This window comes from Paenibacillus sp. GM1FR (assembly GCF_002803315.1).
Lineage (GTDB): Bacteria > Bacillota > Bacilli > Paenibacillales > Paenibacillaceae > Paenibacillus > Paenibacillus amylolyticus.
In genome coordinates this window covers 102127-124664 of sequence record NZ_MKZL01000059.1, presented here as the reverse complement: position 1 = coordinate 124664, position 22538 = coordinate 102127, and the positions used below count along the sequence as shown (strand labels likewise).

15 protein-coding genes are annotated in these 22538 nt (G+C 46.3%); 10 read left to right on the top strand and 5 right to left on the bottom strand.

Annotated features, from left to right (window positions below):
* Positions 1–65 precede the first annotated feature (65 nt).
* Positions 66–2231, top strand: coding sequence for a beta-glucosidase BglX (gene bglX, locus PAEAM_RS26625; RefSeq protein WP_100529494.1), 2166 nt, complete (start codon positions 66–68; stop codon positions 2229–2231).
* A gap of 77 nt (positions 2232–2308) precedes the next feature.
* Positions 2309–3325 (top strand): LacI family DNA-binding transcriptional regulator, encoded by a 1017-nt coding sequence (locus tag PAEAM_RS26620; RefSeq protein WP_100529493.1) that lies wholly within the window; start codon positions 2309–2311, stop codon positions 3323–3325.
* A gap of 298 nt (positions 3326–3623) precedes the next feature.
* Here the strand turns inward: PAEAM_RS26620 and PAEAM_RS26615 are convergent, their stop codons facing one another.
* Both PAEAM_RS26615 and PAEAM_RS26610 read right to left on the bottom strand, forming a co-directional pair.
* On the bottom strand, positions 3624–4688 hold the full coding sequence (locus PAEAM_RS26615) for a phosphodiester glycosidase family protein (protein WP_100529492.1): 1065 nt from the start codon (positions 4686–4688) through the stop codon (positions 3624–3626).
* A complete protein-coding gene (locus tag PAEAM_RS26610) occupies positions 4685–5095 on the bottom strand; it encodes a uroporphyrinogen-III C-methyltransferase (protein ID WP_051447152.1) in 411 nt (136 codons plus the stop codon). Before PAEAM_RS26610 ends, PAEAM_RS26615 begins: the two co-directional genes overlap by 4 nt.
* 439 nt (positions 5096–5534) lie before the next feature.
* On the opposite strand from PAEAM_RS26610, the gene PAEAM_RS26605 reads away from it, so the two are divergent.
* The 3 genes from PAEAM_RS26605 (at position 5535) to PAEAM_RS26595 (ending at position 8369) form a co-directional block, all read left to right on the top strand.
* Entirely contained in the window at positions 5535–6191 is a 657-nt protein-coding gene (locus tag PAEAM_RS26605; RefSeq protein ID WP_100529491.1) for a response regulator transcription factor, read from the top strand.
* A gap of 136 nt (positions 6192–6327) precedes the next feature.
* Complete coding sequence (locus PAEAM_RS26600; RefSeq protein WP_100529490.1) at positions 6328–7551, top strand: aminotransferase-like domain-containing protein; 1224 nt, start codon at positions 6328–6330, stop codon at positions 7549–7551.
* 191 nt (positions 7552–7742) lie between these two features.
* Positions 7743–8369, top strand: coding sequence for an FMN-dependent NADH-azoreductase (locus PAEAM_RS26595; protein ID WP_036610012.1), 627 nt, complete (start codon positions 7743–7745; stop codon positions 8367–8369).
* 113 nt (positions 8370–8482) lie between these two features.
* On the opposite strand, the gene PAEAM_RS26590 is transcribed toward PAEAM_RS26595, so the two are convergent.
* Positions 8483–9328 carry a DUF2161 domain-containing phosphodiesterase gene (locus PAEAM_RS26590; RefSeq protein WP_100529489.1) on the bottom strand — a complete coding sequence of 282 codons (846 nt, stop codon included), beginning with the start codon at positions 9326–9328 and terminating at the stop codon, positions 8483–8485.
* Between the two features lie 362 nt (positions 9329–9690).
* Here PAEAM_RS26590 and PAEAM_RS26585 point away from each other — a divergent pair, with 362 nt between their 5' ends.
* From PAEAM_RS26585 to PAEAM_RS26565, 5 genes are all read left to right on the top strand, one after another.
* Entirely contained in the window at positions 9691–11586 is a 1896-nt protein-coding gene (locus tag PAEAM_RS26585) for a PrkA family serine protein kinase (protein WP_036669848.1), read from the top strand.
* Positions 11587–11829: 243 nt separating this feature from the next.
* Positions 11830–12837 (top strand): globin-coupled sensor protein, encoded by a 1008-nt coding sequence (locus PAEAM_RS26580; RefSeq protein WP_076318323.1) that lies wholly within the window; start codon positions 11830–11832, stop codon positions 12835–12837.
* A gap of 129 nt (positions 12838–12966) precedes the next feature.
* Positions 12967–13971: a LacI family DNA-binding transcriptional regulator gene (locus PAEAM_RS26575; protein WP_017689571.1), complete on the top strand. Its 1005-nt coding sequence runs from the start codon at positions 12967–12969 to the stop codon at positions 13969–13971.
* Between the two features lie 273 nt (positions 13972–14244).
* Entirely contained in the window at positions 14245–17067 is a 2823-nt protein-coding gene (locus PAEAM_RS26570) for an endo-1,4-beta-xylanase (protein ID WP_100529488.1), read from the top strand.
* 265 nt (positions 17068–17332) lie between these two features.
* Complete coding sequence (locus tag PAEAM_RS26565) at positions 17333–19813, top strand: EAL domain-containing protein (protein WP_100529487.1); 2481 nt, start codon at positions 17333–17335, stop codon at positions 19811–19813.
* 93 nt (positions 19814–19906) lie between these two features.
* On the opposite strand, the gene PAEAM_RS26560 is transcribed toward PAEAM_RS26565, so the two are convergent.
* Complete coding sequence (locus PAEAM_RS26560) at positions 19907–21343, bottom strand: SpoVR family protein (protein WP_076252399.1); 1437 nt, start codon at positions 21341–21343, stop codon at positions 19907–19909.
* Positions 21340–22509 carry a sporulation protein YhbH gene (yhbH, locus tag PAEAM_RS26555; protein WP_036609998.1) on the bottom strand — a complete coding sequence of 390 codons (1170 nt, stop codon included), beginning with the start codon at positions 22507–22509 and terminating at the stop codon, positions 21340–21342. The genes PAEAM_RS26560 and yhbH overlap by 4 nt, the downstream gene beginning before the upstream one ends.
* Positions 22510–22538: the final 29 nt, after the last annotated feature.

The window sequence follows — 22538 nt, the reverse complement described above, 5'->3', positions numbered from 1 at the left end:
GCGGTCTCTCCCCGAACGCAGCCGGGTTCTTTATTTCAACAACTTGTAGTGGAGGATACGATCAGATGAATAACGAGCAGTTGTTAGACCTGGTAAAACAGATGACGTTGGAGGAAAAAACAGCTCAGCTTCTTCAGTTGACTGCCAACTTTTATGAAGGAACAAATGTTGAAGGTCAGATCACAGGGCCGATGGAAGAGATGGGGATTACGGAGCAGTCCGTGGATGCCAGTGGGTCCATTCTGGGGTTGTCCGGTGCGCAGGCCATCATTGATGTACAGCAAGCTTATATGCAAAAAAGCCGTTTGGGCATTCCGCTTTTGTTCATGGCTGACGTAGTTCATGGATTCAAAACCATTTTCCCGATTCCACTGGCGATCGGTTGTTCATGGGACACAGAACTGGCTGAGAAAAGTGCTGAAATTGCAGCACGTGAATCAGCTGTATCCGGTTTGCATGTTACCTTTGCACCTATGGTGGATCTGGTTCGTGACCCGCGCTGGGGCCGTGTGATGGAAACGACAGGAGAAGATCCTTATCTGAACAGTTTGTTCGCGGCTGCGTTTGTACGTGGATATCAGGGCGACAGCTTGAAGGATGAGCCAGATCGTCTTGCAGCCTGTGTTAAACACTTTGCGGCTTATGGAGCGGCTGAGGGTGGTCGGGATTACAATACGGTGGACATGTCTGAGCGTAACCTGCGTGAGTACTATTTGCCAGCGTACAAAGCAGCGTTGGATGCGGGCGTGGAAATGGTCATGACTTCGTTCAATACGGTTGACGGTATTCCGGCAAGTGGCAATGAGAAGTTAATGCGCGGCATTTTGCGTGACGAGTGGGGCTTTGATGGTGTATTAATCTCGGATTGGGCTTCCATTCGCGAGATGATTGCGCATGGTGCTGCAGAAGATGATCGTGAAGCGGCATATCGTGCCATTCGCGCAGGAGTAGATATGGAGATGATGACACCTTGTTATGTACATCATTTGCCTGAACTGATTGAGAGTGGTGAAGTGGATGAGAAGCTCATTGATGAAGCCGTTCTGCGAATTCTGCAACTGAAAGAAAAGCTGGGATTGTTCGATAACCCACTTCGTGCAGCTGATCCTGAACGTGAACGTGAGATTGTATTCTCCAAAGAGCACCGTCAGGTATCGTATGAACTGGCAACGAAATCAGCTGTCCTGTTGAAGAATGATGAGAGCGTGCTTCCACTTCAACCTGACGCTAATGTTGCCCTTATTGGTCCTTTTGCACAGAGTCCTGATATTTTGGGCTGGTGGTCCTGCGAAGGAGTTAAGGAAGATGCAGTTAAGTTGGGAACAGCTCTGCAAGAACGCCTGACGGGTGGGAAAGTTCAATTTGCTCAAGGCAGTAATGTTCATACGATTACAGCTGAGCAGATTGCCGAAGCCCTGGAAGTGGCAAGCAAAGCAGATCTGATTGTCCTTGCTCTTGGTGAAGACTCCGAGATGAGTGGTGAAGGTGGCTCACGCACGGATATTCGTCTGCCAGCAGCCCAATTGGAATTGGTTAAACAGCTCAAAGCAGCGGGAAAACCGATTGCCAGCGTTATTTTCAACGGCCGTCCATTGGATCTGCATGGTGTAATCGATGAATCGGATGCGGTTCTTGAAGCCTGGTTCCCAGGCAGTGAAGGCGGAGCGGCGATCGCAGATGTTCTGACAGGTGTAGTGAATCCATCTGCACGTCTGACGATGTCTTTCCCGCAGTCCGTAGGTCAGATTCCGGTCTATTACAACCATTTCAATACAGGTCGTCCACTGAACCCGGAGAAGACGGAAGAACGTTATGTCTCCAAATACATTGACAGCCCGAATGAACCTTTGCTTCCGTTCGGTTATGGTCTCTCATACACTTCGTTCTCTTATGGTGATCTTGAAGTGTCAAGTAACGAGATGACTGCCGAAGAGTCCCTGAGCATTCAAGTACGTGTAACAAACACGGGTGAGCGCGCAGGCGTGGAGACCGTTCAGTTGTACGTTCGTGATGTAACGGGTGAAGTCGTTCGTCCTATGCGTGAGCTGAAAGGATATGTGAAGCTTGCACTGGCGCCAGGCGAGAGTGGTACAGCCACATTTACATTAAATGAAGAACAACTTCGATATCACCATTCCGACTTAAGCCACCGCAGTGATCGAGGTGAGTTCCATATTCTTGTGGGTGCAAACAGTCGGGATACTCAGAAGAAATCATTCAGACTTGTTTAATCCGGTGAATGGAAAGAGTAATGTGTCAGGCCTTTTGTTATGGAAGGCCTGATGAACATAACAGGGGAGCGAAGAATGTGGTCAGTATCAAGGATATCGCCAAACAGGCGGGAGTTTCCATCTCTACTGTGTCATATGCGCTGAATGGCAGCAACAAAGTGACCGATGAGACGAGTTCCAAAATTTTGGCCATTGCCAAAGAACTGAACTATGTTCCAAATGCCGCAGCAAGAACACTGAAGAAGAGGGAATCCAAAATTCTAGGTGTATTCTTGACCGATTTTAGAGGAGATGTGTATGGAGACTTGCTGAGTGGCATGAAAGCCGTATGTAATGCTCAAGGCTATGACCTGATCGTGTGCAGTGGTAAACAATCCCATCGCATGCTTCCAGAGAGAATGATTGATGGTGCGATCATTCTGGATCATACGTTTGCAAGTGAGGAACTAATGCAGTATGCCGATCGTGGGCACAAAATCGTTGTATTGGACCGTGAGATGGATCATCCCAACATTAATCAGGTTCTGCTGGATAATAAAGCCGGGGCGACACTTGCGATGGAACATCTGATTGAACAGGGACATAAGAAAATCTATGTGGTGACAGGACCGGAAGGTTCGTTTGACTCTGTGCAGCGGTTAAAGGCTGTGAGACAGGTTGCGGAACGTGAAGCCGATGTGGAATGGATTGAGATCACGGGAGATTTTGAGAAGAGTAGTGGAGAACAAGCCGCAGATCAGATTGTGCAGGTGTATGATGGACCCGCAGCGGTATTCTGCCTCAATGATGAGATGGCTATTGGCTTGTGTGATCGTCTGGCAGACAGTGCACTTGGCGTTGGTCAAGAGATTGATGTCATCGGATTCGACAATATTGAATTGAGCAAATACGTCCAGCCGAGATTGGCGAGCATTGATTATTCCAAGCGCAAGTGGGGATCACTCGCTGCTGAACAATTGATCAAAATTATTGCTGGAGAACCCGTTGATCATGAACGAATTTATGTGACATTAGTTGAGGGTGGGTCGGTGAGTGGGCCTATTCTGTCTGATTCTGTTATATCTATGCGGAATGACCGGGCGGTTAGCTATTGATCCCGAATACAGCAAGAGACAAGGCTTAGAAGAATCGAATCATTCTTTTAAGCCTTGTCTCTTGTTATTTCGAGGATGAAGCAATAGAAAAAGCCTCTCCGGAGAGAGGCTTGGCCTTTACAAGCCTTTTGTTTTGTCATTGTTGTAGGATGAAGTGAGAATGCCTGTAATGAAGAGAGTCAATACGATTGCAATAATCCAGAATGTCAGTGAAAATGACATGCCCTTCGCACCTCCTGCACAAGCTCATTTTCTTCTATTATAACCATTATAGGTAGAAAAGAAATGCTTCACCCTATTATTTGTAAAATAAAAAGTGTGTGGGCACCGGTCTGAGGCTGCCATCTGAAGGGTTATTTACAACCCGATTATTCAGAATAAGCGAGGATGATCCACCGCCATCCAGATTATAGGCGTCAATCACTCCAAGCTTGTACAACCGCCCTTGCAACTCTTCTAGGGTAGCACCGGAACTTCCGCCCTCATTATATCCGTCAACTACAATAATCAATAACTGATCATCTTTATAATTGCCAATGACTGTACGTGGTGCTCGTTTGGGTGATACTTTCCACTTGTCGGGAATTGGGGTTTTCCGCCCATTCTGTAGCAGCACCGGAACAAACGTAGCCCCGAATTGTGGTTGCAGGCGATCCAGTGAGTTTTTGTCGGAGAACTTGCCTCCAACCAGTTTGCCGGTATCGTTAAGTCCAACAAAAAACAGATCTTTGAAACTGGCCTGGAAACCGTTCACGTACTTCCCGTCCATGACGGTTGTGCTAAGTGGATAACGTTTGCCCCCACTGTCAGCAAATCCACCTGCGTTAATCCCGGCAATTGCGCCGTTACGCTTCACAGCCTGCATGGTCGTCTCAGAACGCCCAGGTTCACTGTCTAGAGCCATCTGCATGGCAGTAGGGTCTTTTAGCTTGATCTTCATGGCATAGCCCTTATAGCTACCAGGATTCATCCTGTACATTTCAATCGTTAGCCGGTCACTGTCTACCCGTTCAAATGGAACGCCAAGCTTGGATGAAATCCGGTTGTTGTAAATCTTTTCCGGACGATCCGCTTGGGTGGAAGCCTTCTGCACAAGTGTAGACATCGTACTTGTTGTTTTATTATAGAGCTGTGTCGTTCTTTTAATAGAAGAAGAAGTCTGGACAGCAGCATCTTTTGCCCCCGCAAGCTCTTGGCTAATTGCTTGGGTCCGGGGTGTAATCGTATCCTCTGACAGTTCGGTAGGCATCAAACCTCCGGGTTCAAGTGGAGGACGAAGCAGCAGCAGGCATAATATCAATCCAACAAAAGGAGCGAGTGCAAGCATAAAAAAACGATTAACCTGTTTGACGGGTGTAATCATTTGAGCAGGTCCATCTTTTTCTGGAGTGTCTCCAGTTGTTTTTTGACTTCGCTCAGCTGGGTATACAGTTTGTTGCTGTTATCCGTTTTGTCACTTGCATTATCCTTGGTGAAAGTCAGCAATTCATTGAAGGATTGAACCTGTCCCTGCAGGTCTTCTACTTCCTTTGATATCGTTGTTAGCTGATTTTCATAGTCGGTTTTTAGCGCTGCAATCTGCTGCTGATTATGGGCTTGAAGCTGGTTAATCATCTGTTGCTGGAGATGGTTACTATAATAGTAGGTTCCAACGACTCCTAGTGCAATGAGAACAATCCACATTACCAGAAACAGTTTGATTGAAGATCCAGCCTTGCCTTTGGCGCTCCGGGTGTGATGGATGTCAGAGGACGGGTCAGATGGTTTCATATCATCACTCCTGGTCATTTATAGGTACAAAAAAATTTCCAGTCCTCATTCTATCATGCCCCTATTGATTACGCAAAAATGAAATTCTTTACTTAATAGAGTAAAAAGAGATTGCATCGGAAGGAAGTCCTAGGATACAATTTCTTATAGATGCAATAAGTAGGAACTTTGGGCAGGTTTTTCGACTTTTTTAGATAGAAATGCAGGAAATTTATACTATATTTTGACCTTTCCGGGGATGGAAAGATGGACGTCATGGTGTTTTTATAACAAAATACAGTGAAAATAGAGCTTTTTTATCGGCTTCCTCCTGTATTTTTCTGTTTTTCGACATAATCCGACCTATGCTTCTTCTATACTCGGATTGTCGCATAGACGATGAAATCATCATGACAGAATTTAAAAGTTATTTGTCCAATACATAACAGGGGGAACAACAATGAAAAAAGTATGGCAGGTGGTCATCATAGATATCCACCCCACCAGCATGCTCGGTACAAAATTGATTTTGGAAGAGCAGCAAGATCTGACGGTACGTGGTATGACTTCGACCGGAACAGAAGGGCTCGATCTGGTGAATATTCACCAGCCTGATCTGATTCTAATGGATTATCGTCTTCCGGAAGGTCAGGCAGATCAATATATTGCCCAGATGAAGAATCTGTCAGCTCACAGTCACATCATTATTTTGACGGATGAAGACAATGTGAAGCTGTTTCGTCATCTGATGAGCCTTGGTGCAAGCGGCATGTTATCCAAACAGGCTTCCCCTAGCCAGCTGATTCATCTGATCTCTGGATTGCGTGAGGGCCATGTGTCCATTCCATTGTCGTGGTTAAACAGTGCGGAGTGGGCGCAACCTGTGGAGTCTCCGACAGAAGCACGTGTCATTGAATTAACAGAAACCGAAACTTTTATCATGGAAAGAATTGTTCAGGGTGTAACCTATGATAAAATAGCGAATGAGATCAACGTTAGCAGACGTTCCATTGATAATTACCTGCGTAAAATATACGTGAAGCTGGAAGTAAACAGTAGAGCACAGGCCATTGAACGTTATGCCTTGCATGCAAGACAAGTGAAGACGGGATCCTGACGAAACAGGTTTGTTCTTCCCCTGATCACAACAGTTCGGTATGCATCCGGTCATATTCGATGGCGAGCAGGAATAGGTTGTAGGGCTGCGGACTGCGAGTACAGTTTCGGAATAGGGATGAAAGGGGAACGGATCGATGAAATATTTCTTTGCTTCCCGTACCAACAGGCTTTTGTCATCACCACTGAGGGATATACGTGAGATGTCTGGCAGGGATTATTTCATTTCTCTGGCAGAAGAATTGCCTGCGGAGGAGTTGTTTCCTTTCAAATTGTTGGAAGAAGCAGCCGTGTCTGTCTTTAGTTCAGGCCCCTCCGCATTGCAATATGGAGAGCCAGCAGGCTACACACCCCTAAGAGAGTGGTTGAACAAAGACTGGAATGCACGCAAAGGCATACGAACGGTACCCGAGCAGATTCTGTTGACCACTGGTACCCAGCAGGCCATCGATCTGGTGATGCGCCTATTGCTTGAGCCAGGAGATTCTGTACTGGTTGAACATCCCACATCTCCAGGCTGTCTTGAGGTTCTGGAGATGCAAGGAGCCAAGATTGTGCCCGTAATGGGTGATCGGGACGGCATATTGCCAGACCTTTTGGAGCATCACATGCAGCAGGTTAGACCGAAGCTGCTTTTTGCTGCACCCAGTTTCTCGAATCCGACCGGTGCTTTGTGGAGTATGGAGCGGCGGGAGGCTGTCCTTGAGTTGTGTTCACGCTATGGTGTACTGCTTGTGGAAGATGATTCTTACGGTGAGCTCCATTTCGATGGCCTTGAGCCAACGGAATTCTATCGTAAATATCCTTCACTCTTTGCACTGGATACTGCCGATCAGGGTGGACATGTTCTCTACATTGGTTCATTTAGCAAAACGGTAGCGCCCGCTCTTCGAACCGGATGGGCCGCTGGACATCCGGCGCTGATTCAGGCAATGGCCTCGGTTAAACGAATTGCAGATGGTCAGTCCAGTCCGATGAATCAGCGGCTGTTATATCAATTGCTTGCCCATTCCCCTTTTCGTTGGAGTGATCACCTATCGATGTTGAATCGGGAGTATAAGACAAGACTCAAACTGATGCTTGAACTGTTGAAAAGACCTGGCTGGAAAGGGTGTCAGTACAACATCCCTGAGGGTGGAATGTATCTGTGGGTACAGTTGCCTGAAGGATTGGATAGTGGCGCTCTGCTTAAGGCGGCTTTGCCCAAAGGTGTATCTTTTCTTCCTGGATCACTATGCTCCACAGGTGTACAGGATCAACGTTACATCCGATTGAACTTTAGCCACCCAGGCCGGGATGAATTGCTGCTTGGCATGAACCTGATCACTGAAGCCATTTCCGAATTTACGGCTCGTAGCTAAGTCAGATCAAAAATAGATTTTGTAGCAAAAATTAAAATTGGTTCATGACCAAAGTGATTACGTTATTGCATCCACTAACATTTTTATATATAATATGAATTAATGAGTTGTTGGTTTCTTTATATAAGCTACAATGGTGGCCGGTTCAGGAAAAGCACTCATATATTTTATCTAACGGGGGAAAATTCAACATGTCTAATATTTTATTTGTTAAAGCAAACGACCGTCCTGCAGATCAAGCAGTCAGCGTCAAATTGTACGATGCATTCTTGAGCGCATATAAAGAGTCCCACCCAGGTGACACTGTTACTGAGTTGGATCTCTACAATACAGAATTCCCATTCTATGGTAACACTGCAATCACAGGTACTTACAAAGCAGCAAACGGTTTTGAACTGACAGCTGACGAGCAAAAAGCAGCTTCACTTGCAGCACAATTGCAAGATCAATTCCTGGCAGCTGACAAAGTTGTATTTGCATTCCCACTGTGGAACTTCACTGTTCCAGCTCCATTGGTAAACTACATTGCTTACCTGAGCCAAGCTGGTAAAACATTCAAATACACTGCTGAAGGTCCTGTAGGACTTGCTGGCGACAAAAAAGTAGCTTTGCTTAACGCACGTGGTGGCGTTTATTCCGAAGGCCCAATGGCAGCTGCTGAAATGTCCCTGAACTTCCTGAAAACAGTTCTCGGCTTGTGGGGCATTCAAAACCCTGAAGTGGTTATCGTTGAAGGACATAATGCTTCTGCTGATCGTGCTGAAGAAATCGTTACTGCAGGTCTGAAATTGGCTTCCGAAGTAGCAGTAAAATTCTAATAACAATCTTCTATATAGAACACATCAAAACACCTGTAGTCTCCAGTGGAGATTACAGGTGTTTTTTTGCCTTCTCATTTTTTTTCACATCCGTTACTTCAGATGATTCCATATCAGATATGGCCTGTATTTTTTAAGTACTGCTCCGCTGTTTCAGCGATGTGTGCAAGGTCGTCCTTATTTTCACCAGATACAGAATACGTTACATCGAGTTCATTAATGGTTCGTTCAATCATATCATTATCCTCAAGCATGTGTGCATGCTCGGTTAACGCCTGTACTCCCTTAATCGTCAGAATATACTTTCCACGGGAGAGGCGTTCAAACCAGCCATAATAATTTTTTTGCAGAATTGCTGCGGCAGAACCTACGCCTGTCTGTCTGGCAAGGTTGGCCGGAGAGGCTTCTCCGTTCGTCCGTAGAGCGGATGCGACACGCAAAGCCTTCTCACGATATGCTGTGACCAGCTGTCTTCGTGTGCTGCCTCCCGTATTGTAGTCTCCGCTGCGTTCGTCGAATTCCTTGAGCAATCGTTTCCGCCGAACACCGCTTTTACGGGCAACCTGATTGGGGCCAGTGAGGGGGATCAGGGCGGAGGGCTCGCACAATACATCAATCAGGGGAGCTTTGGTTTTGTAAAATGTGACAGTCAGCAGCCCCAGACCGAGCTGTCTGCATAGTGCGGTCAGTTCGCTCCAGCGTTGGTTTACGGCTCCGCGCTTACTGCGATTGCGCTCGACGGCCAGATACACGAACGGGCTAAGTTTCAAGCGCTGCATGCCCTGCAGCAACAGGGAGAGGTTAAATGTTTTTTTCATCTCCACAATGAGTGGTTCGTCCTGGTCTGATCTGACTCCGACGAGGTCACAATGTCTGACTTCCGCCTTGACGTCGAAGCCACGCTGCTCGAAAAAAGCCTTCACAGGCGAATATAATTCGGTTTCGTATTTCACTGCCATCGTCCGTGCTCCTTTCCAGAAGTGGCCTGTCTCTGACCATGTGTTGTCCGGTTTCCTGAATTTAGAACCCTCATTATATCATATTCGTTCTTTTTTTTCTGAAGGCACAAGATGTCTGATAGAACAGGGAAAAGCCAAAATTCGAAGCGCTTGATTGAAAAAAAAGAGGTCAACTTATCCGAATTGCCGCATAGGTATGTAATACACTTTTCACAACAAAACAAGACGTTTGGACAGAGGGTGGCGGGACAACACAGGACCGCAAGATTGGTATTCAAGCAGGAGCCGCAATTCTATTGATTTCTTCATACCATTCGGAATGGTTGACAATCACACTAAAGGAGCCATGGGAGGTACCAAGCATGAATATTTTTGAACGCGTTGCGGAACATCGGGCAGAGAGTGACCGTTTGACATGGAACGGAACATTTGAAGATTATATTGCACTGCTGAGAGAGGACCCGACTCCGGCAATGACGGCTCACGCCAGAGTGTATGAGATGATTGAATCGTTTGGGGTGGAAGAAGTAGGTGGGCATAAGCGGTACAAGTTTTTTGAACAGGAGATCTTTGGGCTGGACCGTTCGATTGAAAAGTTGGTTGAAGAATACTTTCACTCGGCTGCACGCCGTCTGGATGTACGGAAGCGGATCTTGCTCCTGATGGGTCCTGTAAGTGGAGGGAAATCGACGCTGGTGACGCTGCTGAAGCGGGGGCTTGAACAGTTCTCGCGGACAGAGAAAGGTGCCATATACGCCATTGATGGATGCCCGATGCATGAGGAACCGCTGCATTTGATTCCGCTGGAGCTTCGTCCTGAAGTGGAAAAGGAAATTGGAGTCCGTATTGAGGGTAACCTTTGCCCATCCTGCCAGATGAGACTCCGTACCGAATATGGTGGTGATATCAGCAAGGTACCGGTGGAACGGGTCATTGTTTCCGAAGATAATCGCGTGGGAATAGGAACGTTCAGTCCATCCGATCCGAAATCACAGGATATTGCCGATCTGACGGGGAGTATCGACTTCTCCACCATTACGGAGTTTGGTTCCGAATCCGATCCACGTGCCTATCGTTTTGATGGGGAGTTGAACAAGGCGAACCGTGGGTTAATGGAGTTCCAGGAGATGTTGAAATGTGATGAGAAATTCCTATGGAATCTCCTGTCGCTCACGCAGGAAGGAAATTTCAAAGCAGGACGTTTTGCCTTAATCAGTGCGGATGAAATGATTGTGGCGCATACGAATGAATCGGAGTATAAGTCTTTTATCTCCAACAAGAAGAATGAGGCACTGCAATCCCGGATGATTGTCATGCCGATTCCGTACAACTTGAAGGTATCCGAGGAAGAGAAAATCTATGCCAAGCTCATTCAGCAAAGTGACATGAAGCATGTTCATATTGCACCGCATGCACTGCGGACTGCAGCCATTTTTTCCATACTTACCCGCTTGAAGGAAACGAAGAAACAAGGCATGGATCTCGTTAAAAAAATGCGCATGTATGATGGTGAAGAAGTGGAAGGATACAAAGAAGCTGATCTGCGCGAGATGCAAAATGAGTATCTGGATGAAGGGATGTCCGGCATTGATCCACGGTATGTCATTAACCGGATCTCCAGTGCTTTGATTAAGCAAAATCTTCAGTGCATTAACGCGCTGGATATTCTGCGGGCGATCAAGGATGGTCTGGACCAACATGCCTCGATTACGAAGGAAGAGCGGGAGCGTTATCTGAATTTCATTGCTCTTGCACGCAAGGAGTATGATGAACTGGCCAAGAAGGAAGTGCAGAAAGCATTTGTTTACTCATTCGAGGAATCCGCAAGAACGTTATTCGAGAATTACCTCGATAACATTGAAGCATTTTGCAACTGGTCCAAGATGCGTGACCCGCTCACGGATGAAGAGATGGACCCGGATGAGCGTCTGATGCGATCCATAGAGGAACAGATCGGGATCTCCGAGAATGCAAAGAAAGCGTTCAGAGAAGAGATTCTGATCCGAATCTCGGCATACTCCCGCAAGGAGCGCAAGTTCGAATACAGCAGCCATGACCGTTTGCGTGAAGCGATTGAGAAAAAGTTGTTCACCGATCTGAAAGATATTGTCAAGATCACAACCTCAACCAAAACACCGGATGCAACACAATTGAAACGTATGAATGAAGTCATTAAACGTTTAATTGAGGAACATGGATACACCGCAGCCAGCGCGAATGAACTGTTACGTTATGTGGGTAGTCTGCTTAATCGCTAATCGGCAACGAACCATTCCGGATCAGGCTCCTGATGCCTGTTGTGAGGCTCCTTCACAGCAGGGTCAGGGCCTTTTTAATTACATGAAGGTCATATTAGTCTAAAAAGCTGACAAATAAGGTTAATTTTAAAGAGAATTAGTTCTAATGGTATATGTATATTTAGGTATTTTAGTCTATAATCAATACATATATTTACAATTTAAAGTAATTTAGTGTTTATTAAGGAGCTGACTGAACCAGATATGAGCAGTATTTCCGCAACAAGACAGAAGCAACTTGATTACATGGGATTAACCGCAGGGGATCTAAAACTGCTTGCCGATCATCGGCCTGTTTTTAAAAAAGTCGTTAATGAAGTGGTGGATCATTTCTACAATCATGTGGGGAATTATCCTGAATTGGTAGATCTGATCGCTCGATTCTCTACCATTGATCGTCTAAAAGAAACACAGAAGATGTACTGGTTATCAATGACGGATGGAATCGTGGACGACGCATATATTGAGCAACGGATTGCGATTGGACTTGTGCATTCACGGATTGGTCTGTCTGAAGATTATTATCTGGGTACCTATATGGTCTACCTGGATATTGCAACGAGCATATTCCAACAGGTTATCCCTGATTCCTGGCATCTTGTCATTCAAGCGCTCAGCAAAATGTTTAATCTGGATTCACAGCTTGTCCTTGAAGCCTATGAGAAGAAAGAAAAAGAAAAGTTACATCAGCTTGCCGATGACCAACAACATACATTACAGGCAATTACGCAGATTACCCAAGAGCTTACAGGCATGATTAGTGAATTAAATGAAAGTGCAATGGCGATATCAAGTGTAGCCAAAGAAACAGCGGCTTCTCAGGATCAGGCTCAGGTTATGCTTACCGAATTAACAGGAGAGATCCAGCAGATCGGAAAAATGGGTGAACTCATTCGCGAGATATCGGATCAGAGTCATCTTGTCGGCCTGAACGCAGCGATTGAAGCTGCTCATGCAGGAGAGTTTGGACGTGGCTTCGAAGTAGTCGCTAGTGAGGTGCGCAAGCTTGCAGCCAGTTCCCGGGATGCCCAGGGTAAAATTCAGTCTAATCTGGAGCAGATCATGAAGAAACTGAGCAGTGTGCAGCAGGAGTCGGATCATACTTCCAGAGGGGCACGTAGCCAAGCTTCACGCTCGGCTGAACTCGCTGTATTTGCAACAACAATGGAGAAACTGTCTCTGGATTTGAAGAAACTGGAACAGCAGGAATAGAGCTTAAAAGCATTAGGAACCTTCCATACCGTTTCAGGCTGTTTTAAGCTATAATGGGTAGACAAACCTGCCGATGTTATAGAAAATGCAGCCGGAGACAGGGGATTTGAAAGAGGTTGAGGTGATCAGATGGCTTCTATCCATGATGTAGCCAAGGAAGCGGGAGTATCTGTTGCAACCGTTTCCAAAGTGATAAACGATTATCCTGATGTAAGTGAAAAAACACGCAAAAAAGTCAATATAGCCATCGAATTATTGAAATATCAACCCAATGTGGTCGCACGTGGACTTGTCAAACGCCGTTCATGGACGGTGGGAGTACTGTTAACGGTTCCGTTTACGAACCCTTTTGTGTCCGAGTTGCTGGAAGGGATCAAGACAGCGCTGGAGAACAGTGGATATGACCTGGTCCGGTTGTCTACTCGATTCGATGATCCGGCGTACTCGTTCATCAAACATTGCCGCAGTCGTAATGTGGATGGCGTAGTAGTATTCGGGGAAGGCAGAGAAAACGCGAGTATTCAGGAACTGGTGGATGCAGAGATTCCAACGATGTTTGTTGATACGGACATGTTGGGCAAACGTGCCGGTTACATTACTACGGATAACGCGAACGGGATCTCGATGGGTGTCAAACATCTGCATGAGCTTGGGCACCGCAAAATTGCCTATATCTCAGGGACACTTGGACCTGCTGTAGCCAATCTGCGATTGGAAGGATATCGGGAAGGGCTGCGAGAATGCGGCATCCCGTATTCTACGGTATATCTGGAGATCTGCGATTATTCCTTCGACGGGGGAAGCAAGGCTGCCCGACGATTGCTGGCACTTCAGGATCAACCAACGGGAATTGTCTGTGCATCAGACATGTCTGCCTTTGGTGCGATTCATGAAATTGAAAAGCATGGACTGAGTGTACCAGAAGATATCTCGGTTGTCGGGTTCGATAACACGTATTATGCTGAGGTATTCAAACCGGGGTTGACCACGGTGAATCAGAATATCTATTCCATTGGCATTAAGTCCATTGAATATCTGATTGCCATGATCGAGAATCCATCTTATTCTCCTCCTGTGGTGACGGAACCTTCCAATCTGGTCATCCGTCAGACGACAGCACCTTTAAAAGCTTAAAAACGTAAATAGTAAAGATGTTTACACGAAGCACAGCTAATAAGCTGTGCTTTTTGTCGTTATATATCTCATTTGGAAACATATGGATTAGGGAGTGGTACAAGTCCTATAGTTTAACGGGTAAACAAAGTTTACTGGCAATCGTATAATGAAAGTGCTTACAATTTTCTGTCCATTTGCATCTATCCATCCTGTATAACGATCTTGTAAAGGGCTGGCACATGGCAGAGCAAAGGTTATTCTTCACAAACAACGAACCAAGGAGGAGATCGGATGCATTTGAGAAAATGGTGGAGCTTGTGCTTGTCGGCTGTATTGATCTTCAGTTTGTTCCCAAGTGTGGGAACAGGAGGGACACGTGCTTCGGCAGCGGACGTTAAGACTGGCGATGATGAAGTACTGTTCAAGGCTGATTTTGAAGATGGTGTGTTGGGACAATGGCGTCCACGTGCAAGTGAAAAGCTTGATATCGTAACGCAAGTAGGTCATGACAGTACACGCAGCCTGAGAACCTCTTCACGTACCGAAACGTTCCATGGACCCTTAGTTGAAGTGCTGGATCATGTACAGAAGGGCAGCACAGTTCATATTTCATTTTGGGCCATGTACGATGAAGGGCCGGACAGTCAGGTCCTTAACGGTGCACTCGAGAAAGAATACAATAAAGACGCTTCGAGTCTTGAATATGCTACCTTTGCCTCCGCTACCTTGAACAAAGGACAGTGGAAAAAAGTCGAGGCCGATGTGGTGATTCCCGAAGAAAATAGTGGCATCACCGGATTCCGCATGTATGTGGAGACACCATGGAAGACGTCAGCGGAAGTGACGCCGGCAGATACGATTTCATTTTACGTGGATGATGTTCTGATTACGGCTGCTCAGAAAATTGAAATTGAGAAGGATATTCCGAATCTGGTCGATATCGTGGGACAAAATTACGCAATGGGAGCTGCCATCAACCAGTCTGCACTAGACGCGGAAAACCAGCATTCCCAGTTGTTGACGAAACACTTTAATAGTATTACAGCGGACAATTTTATGAAAATGGATGCGATGCAGCCCAAGGAAGGAGAGTTTGTCTGGTCAGAGACAGATCGCCTGGTGAAGTTTGCCGAAGCAAATGACATGGAAATCAGAGGTCATACGCTGTTATGGCATAGTCAGGTGCCGAATTGGTTCTTTACAGATCCGAATGATGCATCGAAACCTGCCACGCGGGAACAGTTGCTTGCGCGGATGAAAACCCATATTCAAACCATCGTGACCCGGTACAAAGGAAAGGTTCATACATGGGATGTCGTCAATGAAGTCATCTCAGACGGAGGCGGCTTGCGGAATGAGGCCAGTAATTCCAAGTGGAGAGATATTATTGGGGATGTAGATGGCGACGGAGATGACAGTGATTACATTGAGCTGGCTTTCCGTTATGCACGTGAGGCTGACCCCGATGCTGTACTGGTGATTAATGACTATGGAATGGAGGGCAATGGAAACAAGGTGAATGATATGGTGAAGCTTGTAGAGAAGCTGCTTGCCAAAGGAACACCGATTGATGCAGTTGGATTCCAGATGCATGTATCCATGTACGGACCGGATGTAAAGCTCATTCGTGAGGCTTTTGAGAAAGTGATCGCTCTTGGTGTAAATGTACAGGTTACAGAGCTGGACGTTTCGATCTATTCGAGTAATTCTGAACTGGAGATGCCTGTCACAGATGAATTAATGCTGCAACAAGCTTACCGTTATCGTGAACTGTTCGACCTGTTCGACGAGTTGGGAAAACGCGGCGTAATGGACAGTGTTACAGTCTGGGGACTTGCGGATGATGGTACATGGCTTGACAATCATCCAGTCAAAGGACGCAAAGATGCACCATTGTTATTTGATCGTAAATTAAAAGCAAAACCGGCATTTTGGGCACTGGTGGACCCTACCACCCTTCCGATCTATCGTAATGAATGGACAGCATTGAAGGCCAGCCCTTCTTTCCCGAATCACAAAGGACAGGAAGATATTCTTTGGGGTGCTGTGAAAGGACTCGAAATTAATCATCTGGCAGATGGTACATCTGCGGTTACGGGTGAGGCTCGTATGATGTGGGATGCCAAAAAGGTGAATTTACGAGTGGAAGTGAAGGATACCACACGTCGCAAAGGGGATCAGGTGCAGGTTTTCCTCGCGGAAGAAGTCAAGGGGACAGGCGTTGCAACTTCTGAGGCTGATCTGTCTGCCAAGAAGAAAAATCCGCCGTCTGCAAATGGTCAATATACATTTAAACGGGATGGCGCTAAAGGCAAAGATAAAAATACTTACAACGTACAGGAGACAAAAACCGGGTATGTTGTATACGCATCACTGCCTATGTCAGCTGCTTTACTTACCGAAGGCCAGGTCTTGTCTCTGGATTTTCGGATTACGGATGAACATGCTGCTGGAAAGACAGCGACCATTGTTTGGAATGATATTTCCAATCAACAGCCCGACAAACCAGCCAACCGGGGCAAACTGAAGCTCGGTTCTGTCTTGAAACAAACCAAGGTCACTTATGGCAAACCTGTCATTGATGCAAAAAAGGATAACGTCTGGAAAAAGGCTGCATCTGTTAAAACGGATGTCTGGGTGGTCGGAAACTCCGGTGCAACGGCGACTGCACAGCTGTTATGGGATGAGAAATACCTGTACGTATTGGCAGATGTGAAAGATCCTTTGCGAAGCAAATTAAGTTCTAATGCACATGAGCAGGATTCAATCGAGATTTTTATCGACCCGAGCAAAGATCAGACAACATTCTATCAGGAGGATGACGCCCAGTACCGGGTCAATTTTGATAATGAGGCTTCTTTTGGTGGAAATGCACGGAAAGAAAGTTTCAAATCAGCTACCCGATTAACAAGCGGAGGTTATACAGTTGAAGTGGCAATCCCACTAGACAGCGTTCGTGCTGAAGGGCAAAGATGGATTGGGTTTGACCTTCAAGTTAATGATGATGGCGCTGGGGATGGCAAGCGAAGCAGTGTGTCCATCTGGAGTGATTCATCAGGTAATTCTTATCAAGATACTTCCGGCTTCGGCAGTCTGTTACTGACTCGTAAATAGAATATTTAGTTGTGAATTAGAATATGAGAATGTTAGTTATTCAACATTGTATATCTGGAAATAAGTGTTGATTTTAAAGGCTGGGACGTTTAGACTATATACATTCATATAAACGGGTTCCAATGTATGACAACGGCTTCAACTAAGTCTGTTGTCACGAGTCAAATGATGCGGAGGGAGTGCCTGTCATCCAGACAGCGCACTCGCTTCTTTTTTACATTTTTGCATACATACAAGGCATTTCCCGGTTGAAAGGACAGAGTGAGTGGAGCACCTACATGGCACGTACAACTTAGAACTTGTTATTTTATCCTATATTATTGCATCGTTAGCTTCATACGCTGCCCTTGACCTTGCAGGCCGTGTAAGTCAGGCTAACGGGATGGCGAGGAATGTATGGCTTACCTGCGGTGCAGTATCGATGGGGCTGGGAATCTGGTCCATGCATTTCGTAGGTATGCTAGCTTTTGTTCTGCCTACGCAAGTCTCCTATTCCACCGGTAAGGTTGTTTTATCTGTTCTACTTGCTATTGTCGCATCGGGGGTGGCCTTGAACATTGCGGGTAGACAATCGGGCAGGATAAGCAAGCTCATGATTGCTGGAGTACTGATGACGGCAGGGATCAGCTCGATGCATTATGTGGGAATGGCAGCGATGTCAATTCCGGTTACGTATGAACCAGGCAGAGTGGTGTTATCTATTCTGATTGCAGCGCTTGCTTCATTTGCGGCATTGTGGCTCATGTTTTTCTTCCGTTATCATCAATCAAGACATACCTGGGTTTACAAGATGGGCAGCGGTCTCATTATGGGTATTGGAATCTCTGGCATGCATTATACCGGGATGTCAGCAGCACATTTCCATCATTCACATGGCTCGATGGTAAGTTCAGGTATGCAGATTGAGCCAGGTATTCTCGCCTACTTGATCGCATCGGGCACATTTATTGCTTTGGGCTTGACGTTGTTTGGCATATTTATCAATCAGCGAATGTCACAGAAAGATCGACGGATTCATGAGAATGAGCAATGGTATCAGGCCCTGTATCATAACCATTCGGATGCTATTATTTCAGTGAACAAGGAAGGTATTGTTAAAGGGATTAATGCTGCTGTAACAACAATCACTGGATATCCTGAAAAAGAGGTCATGGATCGTTCCATTGATGAGATCGCTCAGCAAATCGATATAGAGTGGATAAGTGAATTTGATTCCATCGATTGGGATGATCATGGGCTGGAGCAGGCGCACTACATGGCCAAAATGAGAGATGTGCAGGGTGAACTTCTGGACCTTAGTATTGTTGTAGTTCCTGTTGTCATTGATGGCAGACATGTGGGAAGTCACATTTTGATCAAAGACGTAACGGAGGAGAAACAGGCTCAGGAGAAGATTCGTCACCAAGCTTTGCATGATCCGTTGACGGGGCTGCCCAATCGGCGCAAGTTGGATGATGTGCTGGCTTGTACGATTAACGATTCAGCAGAAAAAGGGAACTCTTTTGCCGTTATGGTGATGGATATAGATCGTTTCAAGATGATTAATGACTCGCTGGGACATTCCATTGGAGATGTATTTCTAAGAGAAGTGAGCAACCGGATCATGAAAGCCATAGAAGCTTCTGATCCCTTGGCTATGGAGAATGTCATGCTGGCCCGGATGGGCGGGGACGAGTTCACACTCGTTGTGACCCAGGGTCAAGCGACAGAAGTAAGAGTGGCAGAACTTGCAAAACAGATTGTTGAAGCCATTCAGTTACCTTATCGACTGAAGGAGAATGACTTTTACGTAACCGCCAGCATTGGAATTGCGATGTATCCGGATCATGGAGTGGGTGTGGATGCTTTGCTGAAACATGCGGACTCCGCCATGTATGAAGTGAAGAAAAACGGCAAAAATGGTTTCCAATTCTACACTGCCCAACTGGATTCGGAACTATATGAACGCATTGAGCTGGAGGGTTATCTTCGTAAAGCGTTGGAACGCGATGAGATGGTCCTGTACTATCAACCACAGATTCGTACCGAGGATAGCCGCATGATTGGTGTGGAGGCTCTTATACGTTGGAACCATCCACTCAAAGGTCTGCTCGCACCCAATGTGTTTATCCCGCTTGCAGAAGAGACAGGCATGATCTATGAGATTGGCAATTGGACGCTGCGTGAAGCATGCAGGCAGATGAAACTCTGGCATGCCAGTGGCGGACCACTCATTCCGGTATCGGTTAACTTGTCCAGCCAGCAGTTCCACCAATCCAACTTGGTAGAACAGGTCAAGAATGCACTCTTGGAGACAGGGCTGGATGCCCGATATCTGGAGTTGGAAATAACAGAGAGCATGATGATGGATGCAGCCGTATCCACGGCGATTCTTAATGAACTGACAGCACTGGGTGTCAAGATCAGCCTGGATGATTTCGGTACGGGATACAGTTCACTGAGTTATCTGAAGCATTTCCCGATTCACAAGCTTAAGATTGATCGTTCGTTTGTGACGGACATTACAGAGAGTCACAGCGATCAAGCCATTGTGGCGACCATTATATCGATGGCACAGAATCTCAAGATGGAAGTGATTGCGGAAGGCATTGAGACGAAAGGCCAACTGGATATTCTGATGCAGAATGACTGCCGGGAAATTCAAGGATATTATTTCAGTCGCCCACTGCCGGCAAGTGAAGTGGAGCATGATTTTTTTGTGCCGCTGCGATTGCAGGGTAATGGTACACCGCCGGCACCATCCTAATTTTATGTATGCCAAGCAGCAAGTCCCCGTGTATGTCGGGAACTTGCTGCTTTTTTTATTTCTTGTCGTTTCCTATAATGATAATTGAAAACCTTACATAAACTTGCGATGGTGTTTCTTGCCATCATACGTAAACCAGATCGGTTTATCCTCGACACGTGTCTCGACATGTACGGTACGTCCCCAGAGGCGATACAGATAGGGCAGAGTGCGTTCCATATATTTCAGATCCAACTCAATGCCTTCATATTGATGTTTGAGCACGAGTTCCCCTGTCCGCAGATAATCAGCATCTTGCACGACCAAGTAAGGGGAGCCCCCGTTGACACGTGAAAATACGAGCTGATCCCGTATGTTCTCCCAGGACTTGTCGGTGATTTTCCAGTCCGGGCCTTTTTTCTCAAATACGTAGAGGTCCAGATCCTCGGTTAATTGCTTGGTCATGTAATTGCGGATAAAGGAGGTATCGGAATCGAATTCACGCACCTCGAACATTTTGGCACGACCTTGCCCTGGTTTGCGGCCCCAACGTTCCTGTTCTTCACGGGTTGGGTTATCCCAGCGCCGTTCAATATCCTCAAAGATCTTCAGTCCCAAATAATATGGATTCAGACTTTGTTTGGATGGCTGCACCACGGAGGAGTTGAGTTTGGCAAATTCGATCGTATCCTCACTGTTCAGATCGAGCTCACGGATAATGCGTTGATGCCAGTAGGATGCCCAGCCTTCGTTCATGATTTTGGTTTCCATCTGTGGCCAGAAATATAACATCTCTTCACGCATCATACTCATGATATCCCGTTGCCAGTCGGTCAACACTTCCGAGAATTCCTGAATAAACCACATGACATCCTTCTCCGGTTCAGGCGGAAAATGATGAACCTGAATACCTTCAGCGGGTGCTTCTTCGGTCTGCACGTCATCAAGTGACCACAGATCATCATAGCGGCCTTCCGGCCGTGGTTTTTTCTCACCGCGCTGCTCCCGCATTTTCATCTCCATGTAGCGTTGTTTGTCCAAATGGCGGGGTTTAATCAGCTGTGGGTCCACATGTTCCTGAATTGCGATCACGGCATCGATAAATGCTTCAACCGCTTCCGTTCCGTATTCCATCTCATAATTGCTGATCCGATCCGCCGTAGCGGCCATGCTTTCGACCATATTACGGTTGGATTTAGAGAAGCGGGCATTGTTTTTGAAAAAATCGCAGTGTGCCAATACGTGGGCTACGATCAATTTGTTCTGAATCAGGGAATTTCCATCCAGCAAGAAGGCATAACAAGGGTTGGAGTTGATGACAAGCTCATAAATTTTGCTGAGTCCAAAATCGTATTGCATTTTCATCTTATGAAATGTTTTGCCAAAGCTCCAGTGGCTGAATCTGGTCGGCATGCCGTAGGCTCCAAATGTATAAATAATATCCGATGGGCAAATTTCGTACCGCATGGGGTAATAGTCCAGACCAAAACCATTGGCAATCTCCATAATCTCGGCAATAGCGTATTCTAGGTCGCGGATCTCATCTGTCATCTAACGCTGCCTCCTTCCCGTTTCTGGAAAAAGCTGCGCAAAGCTTTGTACACTTCGCCTTTTTCTTTGATCACATAATACATGAACTGATCCATCTTGATATGACGGTAAGCCGACATCAGTGTGCTGCTGCGGTTGTACTGATTCACTTCGCCGTATCCAAACATATTGCTACGCTTCATTAACTCACCGATCAGCTTCACACACCGTTCGTTATCCGAGGTCAGATTATCCCCGTCAGAGAAGTGGAAAGGGTAGATGTTGTAGCTGGAAGGTGGATACCTACTGTCAATAATATCGAGCGCCTTCATGTATACAGAGGAGCAGATGGTGCCTCCGCTCTCGCCACGGGTAAAGAACTCTTCTTCGGTTACTTCCTTGGCTTCCGTATGATGGGCGAGGAAAACAATCTCAACTTTCTCATACTGACGACGTAGAAAACGGGTCATCCAGAAGAAAAAGCTGCGCGCACAGTATTTCTCAAACGAACCCATGGACCCGGATGTATCCATCATGGCAATAATAACGGCATTGGATTGTGGAATGATTTTGTCTTCCCATGTCTTGTAGCGCAGGTCATCCGGACTGATGTGATGGATGCCTGGTGTACCGGTCGTTGCATTGCGACGCAGATTCTCCAGAATGGTACGTTTCTTGTCAATATTGGACTGCATGCCTTTTTTGCGAATATCGTTGAAAACTACCGTATGTGTCTCAATCAGGTCTTTGTCTTTCTGCTTCAGATCGGGTAATTCCAGCTCAGCGAAGAGCATATCTTCCAATTCCTCAATACTAACTTCGGCTTCCACAATATCATGACCAGGCTGATCGCCAGCTTTTTCACCTTTGCCGGGTTTCTGCGAAGCAGAGGGATCCCGACCGATGACGTCTCCGACCTGACTGTCACCGTCTCCTTGACCGACATGTTTTTGCTTCTGGTAGTTATACACAAAACGGTACTCATCCAGACTGCGGATTGGTACCTTGATGATTTGTTTTCCATCAGACATGATGATGTTTTCTTCCGTAATCAGATCAGGCAGATTCTGCTTGATGACATCTTTCACCTTTTGCTGATGGCGCTGTTGGTCCTGGTACCCTTTGCGGTGAAGCGACCAATCTTCCTTCGACACGACGAACGAGTAAGGCTGGTGTGAATTTGACATGTAGGCACCCCCCATTGATTACGCGGCAC

Coding starts and splice junctions, on each gene's coding strand:
- PAEAM_RS26610 (WP_051447152.1), bottom strand. CDS start 5,095: ATGAAACCATCTGACCCGTCCTCTGACATCCATCACACCCGGAGCGCC.
- PAEAM_RS26560 (WP_076252399.1), bottom strand. CDS start 21,343: ATGACAGATGAGATCCGCGACCTAGAATACGCTATTGCCGAGATTATG.
- yhbH (WP_036609998.1), bottom strand. CDS start 22,509: ATGTCAAATTCACACCAGCCTTACTCGTTCGTCGTGTCGAAGGAAGAT.
- PAEAM_RS26570 (WP_100529488.1), top strand. CDS start 14,245: ATGCATTTGAGAAAATGGTGGAGCTTGTGCTTGTCGGCTGTATTGATC.
- PAEAM_RS26585 (WP_036669848.1), top strand. CDS start 9,691: ATGAATATTTTTGAACGCGTTGCGGAACATCGGGCAGAGAGTGACCGT.
- PAEAM_RS26590 (WP_100529489.1), bottom strand. CDS start 9,328: ATGGCAGTGAAATACGAAACCGAATTATATTCGCCTGTGAAGGCTTTT.
- PAEAM_RS26595 (WP_036610012.1), top strand. CDS start 7,743: ATGTCTAATATTTTATTTGTTAAAGCAAACGACCGTCCTGCAGATCAA.
- PAEAM_RS26615 (WP_100529492.1), bottom strand. CDS start 4,688: ATGATTACACCCGTCAAACAGGTTAATCGTTTTTTTATGCTTGCACTC.
- PAEAM_RS26605 (WP_100529491.1), top strand. CDS start 5,535: ATGAAAAAAGTATGGCAGGTGGTCATCATAGATATCCACCCCACCAGC.
- PAEAM_RS26580 (WP_076318323.1), top strand. CDS start 11,830: ATGAGCAGTATTTCCGCAACAAGACAGAAGCAACTTGATTACATGGGA.
- bglX (WP_100529494.1), top strand. CDS start 66: ATGAATAACGAGCAGTTGTTAGACCTGGTAAAACAGATGACGTTGGAG.
- PAEAM_RS26575 (WP_017689571.1), top strand. CDS start 12,967: ATGGCTTCTATCCATGATGTAGCCAAGGAAGCGGGAGTATCTGTTGCA.
- PAEAM_RS26600 (WP_100529490.1), top strand. CDS start 6,328: ATGAAATATTTCTTTGCTTCCCGTACCAACAGGCTTTTGTCATCACCA.